At 40.8% G+C, this 14,519-nt stretch carries 10 protein-coding genes; 6 read left to right on the forward strand and 4 right to left on the reverse strand.

The annotated features are described in order from the left end of the window. Positions 1-83 precede the first annotated feature (83 nt). Genes DFP82_RS09980 through DFP82_RS09995 form a run of 4 tightly spaced genes read left to right on the forward strand, consistent with a single transcriptional unit; the run spans position 84 to position 6,386 of the window. Entirely contained in the window at positions 84-1,319 is a 1,236-nt protein-coding gene (locus DFP82_RS09980; RefSeq protein ID WP_110923593.1) for a tyrosine-type recombinase/integrase, read from the forward strand. Next, a complete protein-coding gene (locus DFP82_RS09985) occupies positions 1,316-3,772 on the forward strand; it encodes a site-specific integrase (protein WP_110923594.1) in 2,457 nt (818 codons plus the stop codon). The genes DFP82_RS09980 and DFP82_RS09985 overlap by 4 nt, the downstream gene beginning before the upstream one ends. Further along, positions 3,772-5,880, forward strand: a complete 2,109-nt coding sequence (locus tag DFP82_RS09990; protein ID WP_110923595.1) for a site-specific integrase — start codon at positions 3,772-3,774, stop codon at positions 5,878-5,880. The genes DFP82_RS09985 and DFP82_RS09990 overlap by 1 nt, the downstream gene beginning before the upstream one ends. Then, a complete protein-coding gene (locus DFP82_RS09995) occupies positions 5,877-6,386 on the forward strand; it encodes a hypothetical protein (RefSeq protein ID WP_110923596.1) in 510 nt (169 codons plus the stop codon). Before DFP82_RS09990 ends, DFP82_RS09995 begins: the two co-directional genes overlap by 4 nt. 170 nt (positions 6,387-6,556) lie before the next feature. Here DFP82_RS09995 and DFP82_RS10000 read toward each other — a convergent pair whose 3' ends face one another. Then, complete coding sequence (locus DFP82_RS10000; RefSeq protein ID WP_110923597.1) at positions 6,557-7,408, reverse strand: thymidylate synthase; 852 nt, start codon at positions 7,406-7,408, stop codon at positions 6,557-6,559. Positions 7,409-7,708: 300 nt separating this feature from the next. On the opposite strand from DFP82_RS10000, the gene DFP82_RS10005 reads away from it, so the two are divergent. Together DFP82_RS10005 and blaRTG are read left to right on the forward strand one after the other, a co-directional pair. Next, on the forward strand, positions 7,709-8,299 hold the full coding sequence (locus DFP82_RS10005; RefSeq protein ID WP_110923598.1) for a recombinase family protein: 591 nt from the start codon (positions 7,709-7,711) through the stop codon (positions 8,297-8,299). A gap of 492 nt (positions 8,300-8,791) precedes the next feature. Beyond that, a complete protein-coding gene (gene blaRTG, locus DFP82_RS10010; RefSeq protein WP_110923599.1) occupies positions 8,792-9,688 on the forward strand; it encodes an RTG family carbenicillin-hydrolyzing class A beta-lactamase in 897 nt (298 codons plus the stop codon). A gap of 207 nt (positions 9,689-9,895) precedes the next feature. On the opposite strand, the gene DFP82_RS10015 is transcribed toward blaRTG, so the two are convergent. From DFP82_RS10015 to DFP82_RS10025, 3 genes are all read right to left on the reverse strand, one after another. Beyond that, on the reverse strand, positions 9,896-10,255 hold the full coding sequence (locus tag DFP82_RS10015; protein ID WP_110923600.1) for a hypothetical protein: 360 nt from the start codon (positions 10,253-10,255) through the stop codon (positions 9,896-9,898). Between the two features lie 349 nt (positions 10,256-10,604). Further along, complete coding sequence (locus tag DFP82_RS10020) at positions 10,605-12,233, reverse strand: BCCT family transporter (RefSeq protein ID WP_245905699.1); 1,629 nt, start codon at positions 12,231-12,233, stop codon at positions 10,605-10,607. A gap of 163 nt (positions 12,234-12,396) precedes the next feature. Continuing rightward, on the reverse strand, positions 12,397-14,490 hold the full coding sequence (locus DFP82_RS10025; RefSeq protein WP_110923602.1) for an acetate--CoA ligase family protein: 2,094 nt from the start codon (positions 14,488-14,490) through the stop codon (positions 12,397-12,399). Positions 14,491-14,519 lie beyond the last annotated feature (29 nt).

Raw genomic sequence — 14,519 nt, forward strand, 5'->3', positions numbered from 1 at the left:
TCATTCCTCTATACTTATAGTGAACATCAGGTCATGCATAATATGATATACAATTTAATCTATGTATTACTTTGGCCTACATTATGGATATTAAGATTTGTTCCAATAGAGAATTAGACCTATCCAAATCTTATTTAATTAGTGAAATACTAGACTTATCATTGGATCAGAAAGTCAAAGTGAATGGGGTTGGTGTATTTGATGATAGTGGTAAAATCCTCCCTATTATCTCTGAGTATTTATCATATCAATTCAAGCACGAGAAGATTGCTTATGAAACAGCAAATACATATGGCAAAAACCTAACTTACTTCTTAAAGTATATCCGTAGTCGTCCAGACTATAACGATGATGAAACTGATGAAGTATTCATTACAGTCCCAGGATATGTAATTCAGGAATACTTTACTTTCTTAAGTAGTGAAGAGCGTAGAAGTTCAGCTACTATTAGAAATCGTGATGGGGCAATATACGCTTTCATTAATTTCCTCTGCAGTTGCACGGAAGACCGTCAGCCGCTTAGAGAGGATAATCCATATAGTAATGGATACCTTTCAAAGGTGCCGAAGCGTACACCCATTATTTCATGCACTCTTGATGATCTCTTCATATTGATTAAATCTACTCAATCAGAACGAGAAAGAGTAATACTTCAGTTTTTATATGACTCTGGTGTAAGGCGTTCGGAGCTGATCAGGGTTACTCTTAAAGATTTTAGAGATCCTATCAACTTTAACTCTGAAAAATTTATTTCAGCAGATTCTGATCAACCTATTCATGCAGGCTACGTACCTTTAGCCATTAAAGGTAGCAAAGGGCGTGGAAATCAAATCAAACCAAGGTGGTCTTTAGTTAGTTCGGCAACCATTAAACGCATACAGAAATATCATGCGTCTCCGCTGTACAAAAAACATGCTCGCAAATATTCAAGTCCAGATGAAACCCCAGCATTTTTTAATGCTAAAGGTACTCCTTATACACGTAGCGCGATCAACAAATTACTTGAGCGTCTGAGCAAGCGTGCAATAAAGAAAGGTCGCCTCAATAGAATCATCTCTCCTCACAAGTTACGGCATGGTAATGCCTATGCAATATTACAATCAAATGACTTGGGATCCGACTATCTAGATCGGCTCGTTATTGTGCAGAAAAACTTAGGTCATAACCAGCTTAGTACTACCCAGATGTATACCAGCATTCCTCAGGAAATCTATAATAGTATTTGTGACGAGAACGGTGACTTAATAACTAGATCCGAGAAGATGAGGCGCTTGTCTGAACAGACGCAATTAAAAATTGGCATTAAGGACATCAAATGAAAAGGTATGGAATAGCAATTGATGGGATTCATGATGATCTTTATGAGCTAGAAACTATCGAAGTAGACTCTAAGAAAATTGAAGAAAAAAAACGGCAGGTTAAAGATGCTCAAGCAGCTGTTATAGAGTGGGTGTCAAGAACAGTCACAGATGTAGAAATACTGTGGGAAATACCCATTAGCAGGGCTAAAAATATTTTAGGTTTTGGTGTATTCACAGAATATATACAAAGTGCAGTAGGAATCTCACACCCTGAAGCACATAAATACAGAGAGCTTACGAACCCTTTGATTGAACAGATGATTAGAGAGGGGATTATAGTAATACCAAATGAAAAATTCAAAACTGCTAGCATCGAAAACAGAAGAAAGCTACTAAATTGGTACAGACAGCTATCAAAAGAAGAAAAGTATGCATTACCTATTTTTGGTAATAAGATTTCGTTTGGGAAAATGTCCTCGGGACAATTTCCCATAAAAATAAATTCCTTAAAGCTTCACGTTGTTAAAGAGGCTTTAGACTTTATTCACAAAGATCTCGAAAAAATTGGTCTAATCAATCCTAACTATAAAAGCGTTGCTGAAAGAACAAATGAAGCGGATATCAATAGAAAAAATCCCCTTGAAAGTCAGATAAGCCGTTTTAATAGATTAGCAGCAACGAACTTAAATACTGCTAGCAACTTCTTTGTTCCTTCAGAATCAGAACCATTTATTCAGGTTGAACAACTATTTGCTTCACAATGCAAGGCTATCTATTCAGAATCAGGCAGGAGCAATTATAGAATTGCGAGTAGTTCATTTATTAATTTTCTGTCTGAACTATATGGAACTGGGCCTTTAAAAATCATGGAAGTTATTGATGAACATACTCTATCTAGATATCGGAAATATTTAGAGCAAAAAATAATAAGCAAAGAGATATCAAGTCATCATGCAAATACAACTTTGAGTTCAGTACGTAAAACACTATCTAGGCTAACTCAAGTACGCGACATGGAGTATAGTTTTTTCGATATAAATGGGTTTGCTACGAGTAGAGAAACAGATACTAAAAAGCCATTTACAATGAACGAGCGGATCCAAATATTGGATGCTATTGAAAAAGGATTAATAGAATCTAGAGCATCTCTTACACCTTACGAAAAAACGGGTATAGGTAGAAATCCTTTGGACAAAAAAGGTTTCATTATAAGAGGTCTCTCGACATTAGAGAATGCGCGATGGCTCTTTGAAAACCTCTTAATGTGTAAGCCAGTTCATTACAATACAGCTAAATCATCTATTGAGAAGTCTTTCTTAAGAATTATTGCCAATTCAGACAAGGGTCTGAGCAAGATATATGACGAATGGGGTGTTACCCCGATAGTACATGTAGACATACTCACACCCTACCTTTTAAGGCTTGCCCAAATTACTGGTTTAAATGTAGATCCTTTACTTTCTCTTAATATGAATGATTATGTAGATTCTCACCCAGCAACATCACGACCTTGTCTCAGATATTGGAAAGAGCGATCTGATGGTCATAAAGAGTACCACCTTGATCTTTTTAATGCAGAACTGACATGGCTTACATCATCTCAAACTAAGTCGGTAAAAATTATTTTTGAAGAATTAGACCAATTAACTAGTGGGATTCGGCAAGACATTGAAGATGATGCTTTTAAAGACAGGTTGTTCATCTATCAGTCGGATAGTACAAAAAAGCACGGCAGAGTGTCTCCAATATTAGGAAACAAACAAATAAATGCAAAAGCATTAGGAGCTAGTTTATCTAGGTTTGTTGAGAAATATAATTTAAAAAATGATGCAGGAGAGCCGCTAACTCTTACAATAAGTCGGTTTAGACCAACTTTTGTTAGTGAGATGCTTAAAAATGGCGTACCTCTACGTGAAATCCAGCTCATGTTGGGACACTCCTCAATTCAAACGACTATTGGTTATCTCGATTCTTTAGATCTTAACTCAATAAGTAGAATCAAGATAAATGATAAATTAAGAGAGATACATCAATCGACTCTGGATAAACAGATTGAGAAGTTGCCAGAAGATATAAAGTCCAAAAACAATCATGAGTTAGTAACGAGCTTTCATACTCCATTAGCTGAGTGCAGAAACATCTTTGACCCGCCAGACTTTGTAAAAAATCTTTCGTCCTACATACCTGGTACTCCATGTTCACAATATAATAAGTGTTTAGGTTGTGACAATGTCATTATTACAGCCAAGAACCTCCCTGAAATTTTTGCAATGAAGCGTGACTATACTCTTTTGGTAGAGCACAATCGCGTCATGGACACACCCTATGGGCATGTGATTTCAGAAAATTTAGAACTGATAAAAGGCATTACAGACCCAGAGCTATCTGATTTTTCCTTAGAAGATTTAGAGAATGGGCAACGTTTAGCAGAATACATTGAAACGACCACACTAGTTGACGGAGTAATCTAATGAACTATGAAACAAAGCTTAATGTATTAACAGGTTTTGTAGGGCATCGTTTCTATATTTTAGATACTTTAAATCCTACTATAGAGCAGCAAAGTGAGTACCGTAATGATGAGTACACAGATAATATAGAATATATGACATCTCTTATGGAAAAACCTGTATCGAAATTATCAAAGTTTTCTGACGTCTCTTGGGACTTTAATAACGACTATCCTAATGCTGCACGAAATGTTCAGGGTGCAAAGCTTCGCATTAGTTTTTCAAAGTATACAGAGATCCCACTATTCGTTTTAATAGAAATGAAAGTTATATTTGAGTTGGCCTTGCTAAACAATTCGATTTTCAAGCTTCAGAGTAAGGAAGGACAAAATCGAACAAAAAAAGTCTTAAAAGCTAATTCCTTAATTACAGTTTTCGAAAGTGGCTTAACATTTATTAATGAAGTCTTTAAACAAGCCTCTCATGAGTTAGGTTTCGAATTTATTCATGAAAAGATCAGGTCTATATCTGACATAACACCCGATCTTTATCACAAAGCCGCTCAAAGCTACGATCGCGTAAAAGGTGTAGAACTAGATAAGTTTTTCAAATATCTACGCAGCCCAGCTTCTGTTAAGTATGTATTTGAAAAGCCTATCGCTTATGTAGAGTTAAATAGCCTGAAATGGAAGAGAGTTGCTAATACTAATCCTTCGAAAAAAGAACAAGTACTGCCAGATCTGGTATTTGAATCTCTCTCGAAAATGGCTTCCTTTATCATAGTTGACTTTTTAAGTGCTATAGGAGCTTCAGCAAAAATATCTGACTCTAACTCCTTTAAAAGGTTTGATACAAGCAACCATCTATCATGGGCAAACAAAGAAAGAGTAACCCACGAAATTTTAAATGCTTATATTGCTATGAGACTAGGAACTAAAGGTTATTCCGCGATTTTCGTTACAAATATGGTGGAGCCCTATAACTGGATGCTCAACAAAAATTCTAATGTTATGGGTGGACTGACTTTACGTAAAGCATTGAAAAAACGTGGTTATAAGTTAGATAATCTTAGAGAATACTTTAACCTCGTAACGTATGCATGCACATATTTAGTAGGTCAGTATACAGGTATGAGACCATCTGAATTATCAGAAGTAAGAGTTCAGGATTGTTCGTGCTTAGTTTACAGTGATGGCGTTTGGCTGATTGAAAGTACGGTCAAAAAACATAAGGGTGAGATTAGTACGGGTTTGTTTGACGATAGATGGGTAGCTATACCGATTGTTCAAGATGCAATATTAGCAGCTTCTTATATTTCAAAAATTAAAGTTTCACCTTATTTAGTTTCTAATGTAGATACAGTTAAACCTGGTAGTTCCCCTCAGTCAATGGATAGTAAGGGCGTTACACATCAAATGAATATTTTCATAAGTCAACTACTCGGTAGAAGCATTGAGAATGAACTAAAATTCAACCCCTACATGCTAAGACACACATTAACATATCAGTTGTTTAAGGCTGAAGTGGGTCTACCTCTAATATCGTTTCAACTGAAGCATTTTGTAGAGAGTATATCCAAATATACATCTACTGGCTCTACTTCAACAGTAACGCTGGGTTATGGTGATATAGGTGAATTGCTGTCAAGAGATGGGAATCGAAAAGGTGATAAGAAATCACTGCGTCGAGCAGCTGAATTAGAGGCTATTAAAACTGCCCATAATCCAAATGGCATATATTATGGTGGTAAAGCGAATGAGCATAAAAAAGGTCTGATCAAGACGTTTAGTGGATATATAGCTGAAGGCTATACGGAAGATGAGATTTATGAGGCTATGGTAGATCAAGGGGTTGCCATGGTCTATATGGGACAAGGGCTTTGCTATGGTGGTAGAGCGGAAGAAGATGACTCAAGCCTACCTTGTATTGGTTCACTACGCTGCAATCCAGCTCGATGCAAACAAGCCGTTGTAACTATTAAACATGCCCCTAAATGGCGTGAAGTTTATACATTAAACAAGGTCAATCTCAATAAACCAGAATATTCACACAATCGCGAGCAAATTCTAGCAGCAATGAACGAAGCCAAAATGGTATTGGAAAATCTTGGTGAGAAAGTTGAACTATGAATGCTTATGACCAAAAGAATAGCGATGATTATGAAGCAAATACATTGTCATTGAAAAAGGCGTTATCAGACATTAAAGGCAATAAGACGTTGAAAGCCACTATCGCACAACTTTCAGAAATGACTGGTATTCATCGGAACACCATCTCAAACAGAGTTTGGCCTGTCCAAAAGCTAAAACAGATCAGAGAAGCCCGAAAGACTAAAGACAAATTGCATGAAGAACAAGTACGTTTAAGCACTACCGATGTAAAAAATGCACTTGAAGCAAAGCTAAGTCGAACACAAAATGAGACTGTTTACTGGTTTAATGAATATCAAGATATGAAACGTGTCGCTCAACATTCAGATAAACGGTTACAACAAATGAGAGAGTCACGAGATTACTATAAGACACTATCTGAAACAGATAAGAGGTCACTATCAGAAGCTGAACTAGAAATTAAGAAGTTGAGAAAAGTGTTAGCTTTAGAAGATACCATATCGAAGAAACAGTTTATGCACTAATCTGTCGAAAATCAATTATGCTATAAAAAGTATAGTCTTAATCCCCTCTTACTTAAAGCTAGGGAGAGCTTAGCTAATAAGCATATACCCTATAGCATAGATCACATATATTAATACTTTATGCCTAACAAAAATTTATCAATTTTCTCAACTTTTACCTTATATCTATATCAAACTGAGAATGGATACGCAATAGACTCATGATACTGGTATCCTTCAACCTCAAAGTCATCCAATGTTACCCAGGTTTCAATATCTTCGAGAGACTTAATTTCAGGGTTGATGTGAAGCTTAGGTGCTGGATACGGTTCGCGTTTTAATTGCACATCGCGCATTAACTCTAATTGGTCTTCATAAATATGTGCATTTACAATCTTGTGATAAGCTTTTCCAGCCTCATGCCCCGTAATTTGAGCCATTAAAGCTAACAAAGCAAAAACCTGGACTTGATTGAAATTTTGACCTAATGGCACATCACAGGAACGTTGGGAAGAAGTCAAATACAACTTTCCTCCTAACGATGAAAACGTATGGGTATGCATACAAGGACGTAAGCATCCCATATGAAACTCACCTGGATTATAGAAAGTTAGGATTTCACCTCGGTCATCAATACCGTTCCGCAAGTTATCATAAATCTTACGAAGCTGATCAAACTCCTCTCCTACTGAATTACGCCATCTCCGTCCTTGTACACCATATACTCGGCCCATATCATCCTCACCTTTACGATAAGGGTTGGCCAACCAAGCTTCATTTTTATTGGCATTGGCATTCCATGTATTACATCCAATAGCTCGAAACTGAGCTGCGCTATCATAACCACGTAGATATCCCAACAACTCTGCGATAGCCGTTTTCCAATAGCTTTTTCGGGTAGTCACTAAAGGAAACTCATTAGCGCCTACGTCGTATTCTAAATCAGCATTAATAACGGTTAAGCAACGCTTTCCAGTCCGTTCATTTTCGACCCATACGCCTTCATCAACTATACGTTGACATAAATCTAGATATTGTCTCATTCAATAACCTTAATTGGACTGTATACTTTTCTCATGAGGTAATTTCTTATTGGCCCGTAATCACAACACATTTTACCTCATGATTTCATTGAGCATTATAAAGTTTAAAGGCATGAATGTACAAACCTGTTCGTAAAGACTCACTGGCTTAAAAATCTATCAATAGACTATACTCAAAAGACAATATCTCTAAACGATAACCTATCTATCATTAGACTTGTTTATATTATTAAACGATAGTAATATCTTACTATTATCAATGAACATTAATTATCAAGTCTAAACAATAGAGGTGGCGCTATGACCGTTCGTATTTATGTGAGAGCCAGTACTAAGGATCAAGACGCTACCAGAGCATTGGCTGATTTAATTACTTTTAGTACAAGCTATAGTGATAACTACATGGAGTACGTTGAGCACTTCAGTGGTACTAAGCTCGATAGACCAGCATTAGCTAAGCTGCTAGAGGACGCTGAGCAAGACGATATACTACTAGTTGAAAGTGTTGATAGACTTAGTCGTCTCTCACAAGATGATTTTGCGATTCTAAAGCAGCGTATCAAAGACAAGGGATTACGATTGGTGGTGGCTGATCTACCAACCACGCATACGGTTAACGAGGGTATGACAGGTGAGATCCTAAGAGTGATTAACGATATGCTGATCGATTTATTGGCGACCATGGCAAAGCTTGATAACGATAAGCGTAGAGAGCGCATTAAACAAGGGTTAGCCAACAGTGGCTATAAGCCCACTGGTAAGAAAGCCAATACCGCAAAACACAATCGTATTAAAGAATTGGCCAGTCAAAACAATATGACAAAAGAGGAAGTCGCTAATGCAGTTGGTGTTGGCGTAGCTACGGTTTATCGAGTACTAAAGCAAGGATGATATCTGAGGTATTTTAACCAGGAATCCTGACTTGATCTTGATTGCCTCCAAAATTTTCGGCGTAGTTTAGGTTGAGTTGAACAGCCCTAGGATTGTCATAGATTCAATATTCTTCAATTGGATATTTGATGAATACTAGCTTGACAATAAGCGAGATATTTATTTATATAGGTTGAGTATTTGAGTATTTGAGTATTTGAGTATTAATTTAGACGTAAAGCCGATCATCTGATACTCGTAGATACGCTCTGATAAACATAAACACCTAAAATAGTCTGTTATAAGTGGTTCCATTATACCAGTCTGTTTTAAGTGGTCTGTTAATAGGTTTGAGGGGTGAGTTAGGTGGTTCCCTTGGGGTATACCCTAAAATCAACAATCCAAAATAAGCTAAGTTAATAATGAATGAGATATAATTATGCTATTAAATATACTTGTTAATTACATATTATATAATCTAAAAATTTGATCCAAAAGGAAAGTTAACTCATCATGGACGTACGTCAACACAAGGCTAGTTTTTTTAGCGTAGTAATTACTTTTTTATGTCTCACGCTATCATTAAATGCTAATGCCACAGACTCAATACTTGAAGCGGTTACCAATGCTGAAACTGAATTAGGCGCTAGAATTGGTCTAGCTGCGCATGATTTGGAAACGGGAAAACGTTGGGAACATAAATCTAATGAACGTTTTCCTCTAAGTAGTACCTTCAAAACACTTGCCTGTGCAAACGTTCTTCAAAGAGTTGATCTAGGTAAAGAAAGAATTGATAGAGTTGTGAGATTCTCTGAAAGCAATCTCGTTACATACTCACCTGTAACAGAAAAACATGTGGGTAAAAAAGGGATGTCGCTCGCAGAGCTGTGTCAGGCCACATTATCAACCAGTGATAATTCAGCTGCCAATTTTATTCTACAAGCGATTGGGGGACCTAAGGCTCTAACGAAATTTTTACGTTCCATTGGCGACGATACTACGCGCCTTGATCGCTGGGAAACAGAACTTAACGAAGCGGTGCCTGGAGATAAGCGAGACACGACAACACCAATTGCAATGGTAACGACACTTGAAAAGTTACTAATTGACGAAACACTATCTATCAAATCTCGTCAACAACTAGAATCTTGGCTTAAAGGTAATGAGGTTGGCGATGCATTGTTTCGTAAAGGCGTTCCAAGTGACTGGATAGTAGCAGATAGAACAGGCGCTGGTGGTTATGGGTCGCGTGCTATTACTGCGGTGATGTGGCCTCCAAATCGCAAGCCTATCGTAGCCGCTCTATACATTACAGAGACAGACGCCTCGTTTGAAGAAAGAAATGCTGTCATTGCGAAAATTGGTGAGCAAATAGCGAAGACAGTATTAATGGAGAATAGCCGTAACTGATTTATTTATAGTTCGAAGCCTGTATAGCGCACCGATCACTAATGGAATATTTATGGTAAGTACACCATGAAGTACACTGCGACTGTTTCAGTGAGCAAAGCCGTTGATACCATTAGCCCATAGCCAAAGATTCAAGTCCTCACTAGGGAACCGAACCTGATTGGTTCGGTGTAGGTATGTCTTAATATGACAATACCTTTAAGACAGTTAGTTTAGTTGGCTCATATCCTTGTCTATCAGAGTAGAGTGGTCAATTTTAAATATTGGATACACATCAATAATAGTCAGTCTTTTAGCGTATAAATCCTGATAATTCAAATATTCTATAATGATCTGATTTTCACATATCATGACCCTCATCGCTCCTTCTTCATATATCTTAAATATCAATGCTTCATCTTGATATATATAAGCAGATATTGAGTTCTGCATATCACTGATAGAAAAAACCATTTTTTTATCTTGTGTATCAATGAATGTGGATTCTAGCAAACCATCATTGTCTATATGACTCTCACATCCAAACATCTCCATAAAATCTACATCTTTAGGATAAAAGAACGACATTTTCTTTCCTATGATCAAAGTCTGTGGTCAATTAATTTCGTACAATTTAGGATGATAGACGAAAGAATGCTAATTATATAGCCATTGCTTCGCTACCTATATGGCAAACGGAACATGTTCCCATAACGCGCGTTATGACAAATGACTTTGGATAGAAGGATTCGGTTTCATTGGTTCCCTTAGGGCATACTTACCTTTAATGCCCAAAGAAATCAGAGGCTCCGGTTGGGAGCCTCTGATTTCGAGAAGGATTTAAAAAGCCGGCTGAACTGTCAGTCTTGTTGCATTGAGTTTAAGGCTTCAGTTCTAGCTCGGCGTTGGCGAAGTAATCCGGATTGGAATTGAACACCTATTCTTTGCCGTTGTCGAGTATCACTTTCTTGCCATCGTCGTACTGTTGTACCACTACATTCTTTCCCTGAACCTGACAGCGGGCGATGGCGTATGGAGAGAGTTCGGCACCAAAGTCACGGTAGGCCCAGCGAACCAAGGATGCAGACATGATAATGAGTACTGGTATCATCGGTAGCGCTACTAGGATAGTGGAGGTCTGAACCGCTTTGAGACCACCAACGGATAGCAGCCCTATACCAACCAAGGCAAGCATAAGAGTCCACAAGATACGATTCCATCTGGCAGGCTCTTCATAACCAGTGAGTTCCTTGGTACAGATCGATGCCAGCATGTAGGCAGAGGAATCTACGGTTGTGGCCAGAAACACAAAGCATAGCAATGTGAATAACGGGATGACCAGCCAGGCTACCGGCAAGGTTTTTAAGATCGCTACGACTGTTGCCGGTATGCCATCACTGCTCAGAATCGCCTGCAGATCGACTGCACCACTAAGCTGCAGGTCAATAGCATAACCGCCCCAGATTGCAAAGAAGGCCCAGCAACCGAGGGTACCCCAGACTACGCCATGAACGATTATGTTCTTAATGGTACGACCGCGCGAGATACGTGCTACAAACAAACCCATCATAGGCGCGTAAGCGATCCACCAGGCCCAGTAGAAAATGGTCCAACTCTCAGGGAAGCCACCCTTTGCCACTGGATCAGTCCAGAAGTTAATGCGGAAAAAATTATCTAAGAACAACCCTACACTGTTAGTCCAAAGGTTCAACAGAAAGATCGTTGGCCCCACAATCAAGACGAAAAACAGCAGTAGAAAACCTAGCGCCGCATTGATATTTGATAGCGTCTGAATTCCCTTGTTCAGACCATTATAGACACTCCAGGCTATCATCGCGGTCCAGGCGGTCAGAATCCCCATCTGCAATCCAAACGAATCTGCCAGTCCGAACATCTCCTGAAAGAGAGCGGACACCAAAGGCACGGAAAGTCCTAGAGAGGTTCCCACACCACCGACGATTGAGAAGATCACAATGACGTCGATCAGCTTGCCGATAGGGCCGTCCACCGCTTTGCCGAGTATACCGCGGCAGGCTTCGCTGAGGCGTAGTACATTGACCTTGCGTACGTACAGAACATAAGCCATAGGCAGGGCAGGCATCAGATACAGCGCCCAAGGCACTACGCCCCAATGGAACATCGGATACATGGCAGCCCATTCGGCTGCCTCAGTGGTGCCGCCTTCAATACCCAAAGGTGGGCCTGACAAGAGGTAGAGCGGTTCTACAAAGGCCCAGTTACAGATTGAGATGCCAATTCCCGCACAGAACAGCATGGAAATCCAAGGAACTGTCTTGAACTCCGGCTGCTCGTCGGGTGCACCCATTTTGATCCGCCCCAGAGGACCGTATGCAAGCCAGACCATAAAAAAGAAACTGCCGATTCCGGTTAGTAAGTAGAGCCAACCGAAGGTGCCGGTGAACGAACTTAAAAGTCCATCAACAGCGGCTTTTCCCGCCTCCGGATATAAAGCAAGAGGAATGCTTGCAGCTAAAATAGCAATTAGCGAAGACCAGAAAATTCCCGGGTCGATCGTTAATTTTTTGTTTTTTTGAACGGTATTCATTACCTTTACCTCACACATAGTCCTTTAGGGAGGGGTACCTCAAGTTTTATTTGTTATTACTTGAGGTGATTATTACCGGCACTTTCAATTATTGATACCTTATATTTTTCTAATATTTAAAAAATTGTTTCAATAAAAATGTGTGTGAACCGGTAGAAAAAAGCTACTGTTGTAATCGAATCAAGGCATCGGCAGCGACTGCACCTTTACCTTTAGGCCTGACCATCAAAGGGTTGATATCCAGTTCGGTAACACTGTCCCAGTGATCCATAGCAAAATCAGCTACGGCCATAATGGCATCTACTACGGCTTCCAAGTCGCCTTCCGGGCGCCCTCGAAAACCTCGCAGCAACGCGCTGCCTTTGAGTGATAGAACAGCCGTACTAGCTGCTTCTCGGGTGATTGGCAGCAGCATAATTGCACTGTCGTTGAGCAGGTTGACTAGAATCCCGCCCGTACCAATAATCAATGCCAGTCCGAACTGTTCATCTCTTTTGAGGCCAATGATCAGCTCGCCAACAAAGTCTGAAATCATAGGTTCGATCAGAAAGCGGGCATCGGCGAGCCCCTGTTCGGCTAAGCGGCCCGCCATTACCTCAACGGCGCTGGCCACGGCGCTGCCATCTTTAAGATTGAGCATGACGGCCCCAGCCTCGGTCTTGTGAGCCAGTCGGTCACTGACCCCTTTCATCACCACCGGGTAGCCAACTTCGTCCGCTGCTTCTACCACATCTGCTTTGCTTACACAGCGACCGCCAGGTAGTTGCAGACCATAGCGGCTAACCAGTTGCTTAGAGGCCCACTCATCTAGCATCTTGCTCTCGCCTTCCACCAATGAAGGCCCGCGCAGAAGTAATTGCTCAGGGTCATCCATTGCGGCCACTTGACGGCGGCGCTCGCCATAACGCACAAGCCGTGCCAACGCTGCAACACCATCTTTCAGGCTTTGCAATGGTGCAATACCAGCTTTCGCTAACCGCTGACGGGCGTTCTCCGGCATTAGCTCGCTGAGGTTAGAGATCACGGCGCAGGTCTTGGGGTGGTTGGCGTGAGCGGCGATTAAAGAATCAACCGCTACTTGCCATTCGTGATCGTCACCAATGCCCTGTTTGGGGAAATCTAACGCTAATACGGTAGCGTCGCAGTCGCCCTCCATCATAATGCCAAATACCTCGGTACAGGCTTCAAGGTTGCCCCAAATCGAGGTGTTGTAGTCTAAGGGGTTGGAAAGACTGGCAAAATCGGGCAACCATTCACCTAGTTTTTGTTCCTGTACCTTGGATAAGCTTGGTAGCTGAAGATTATAGTGATCCAGACTATCGGCTAGCATGGCGCTATCACCGCCGGAGCAGGTCAGCACGCCGATACGATCCCCTTTGGGAAGTTCGCACAGGGAAGCAATCTTCAGGGTTTCAAGCAGCTCAGACAAAGAGTGCACACGAAGGATGCCCAACCTATCGAACATTGCTTGATACATATCATCAGAGCCCGCTAAGGAGCTAGTATGACTCATGGTCAGCTGGGTGCCGATCTCCGAAGTACCTGCCTTGAGCACTACCAGAGGAACGCCTTTCTCTAAAGCCTTCAAGGCAGCACGGCTGAACGTTTCAATATCTTTCAGCCCCTCGATATAAAAACCGATGGCGGTTACACGATCGTCTTCGAGCAGTGGTTCGATATAGTCGCCTGCGCCTAACACCGCCTGATTGCCAACGCTGATTACATGGGTGATTGAAAGTGAGCGGCCGTGCATGGTCAGATTCAGCGCTACATTACCACTTTGGCTGATAATAGCGACGCCTTTGTCGGTACGCTCACCAGAAAGGCGGTCCGGCCATAACGCGACACCGTTGGTGAAATTTAGTAAGCCATAGCAGTTGGGGCCCACTAACGCCATGTCTCCGGCCGCTTCTACCAGTGAGTCTTGGAGTTCATCGCCATTGTCGCCTACCTCAGCAAAGCCAGCTGCGTAACAAACCACGCCACCGCACCCACGTTTATTCAGGTCGGCGACGGCTTGAACCGTCAGCTTAGCGTTGATGGATACGAACGCTGCGTCAGGAGTGCCAGGTAAATCAGCAATACTGGCGAAACAGGGTATACCAGCAATTTCGGCGCATTTGGGATTAACTACCCATATTTCGCCATCAAAGCCGATGTCTCGAGTGTTTTGGATGGGAAGTGCTAGGTTGGAACCGCCAACAAATACAATGCTGCGCGGTGAAAATAGTCGTTGAAGATTTTCTTGTTTTGTCATGATTAGAAACCTTATAAGCCCAAAAAAAG

The sequence above is a fragment of the Psychrobacter fozii genome (genome assembly GCF_003217155.1).
Taxonomy (GTDB): Bacteria; Pseudomonadota; Gammaproteobacteria; order Pseudomonadales; family Moraxellaceae; genus Psychrobacter; species Psychrobacter fozii.

Bases quoted from the DNA above. Each gene is read 5' to 3' on its own strand.
- DFP82_RS09980 (WP_110923593.1), top strand. From the start codon at position 84: ATGGATATTAAGATTTGTTCCAATAGAGAATTAGACCTATCCAAATCT.
- DFP82_RS09985 (WP_110923594.1), top strand. From the start codon at position 1,316: ATGAAAAGGTATGGAATAGCAATTGATGGGATTCATGATGATCTTTAT.
- DFP82_RS09990 (WP_110923595.1), top strand. From the start codon at position 3,772: ATGAACTATGAAACAAAGCTTAATGTATTAACAGGTTTTGTAGGGCAT.
- DFP82_RS09995 (WP_110923596.1), top strand. From the start codon at position 5,877: ATGAATGCTTATGACCAAAAGAATAGCGATGATTATGAAGCAAATACA.
- DFP82_RS10000 (WP_110923597.1), bottom strand. From the start codon at position 7,408: ATGAGACAATATCTAGATTTATGTCAACGTATAGTTGATGAAGGCGTA.
- DFP82_RS10005 (WP_110923598.1), top strand. From the start codon at position 7,709: ATGACCGTTCGTATTTATGTGAGAGCCAGTACTAAGGATCAAGACGCT.
- blaRTG (WP_110923599.1), top strand. From the start codon at position 8,792: ATGGACGTACGTCAACACAAGGCTAGTTTTTTTAGCGTAGTAATTACT.
- DFP82_RS10015 (WP_110923600.1), bottom strand. From the start codon at position 10,255: ATGTCGTTCTTTTATCCTAAAGATGTAGATTTTATGGAGATGTTTGGA.
- DFP82_RS10020 (WP_245905699.1), bottom strand. From the start codon at position 12,233: ATGAATACCGTTCAAAAAAACAAAAAATTAACGATCGACCCGGGAATT.
- DFP82_RS10025 (WP_110923602.1), bottom strand. From the start codon at position 14,490: ATGACAAAACAAGAAAATCTTCAACGACTATTTTCACCGCGCAGCATT.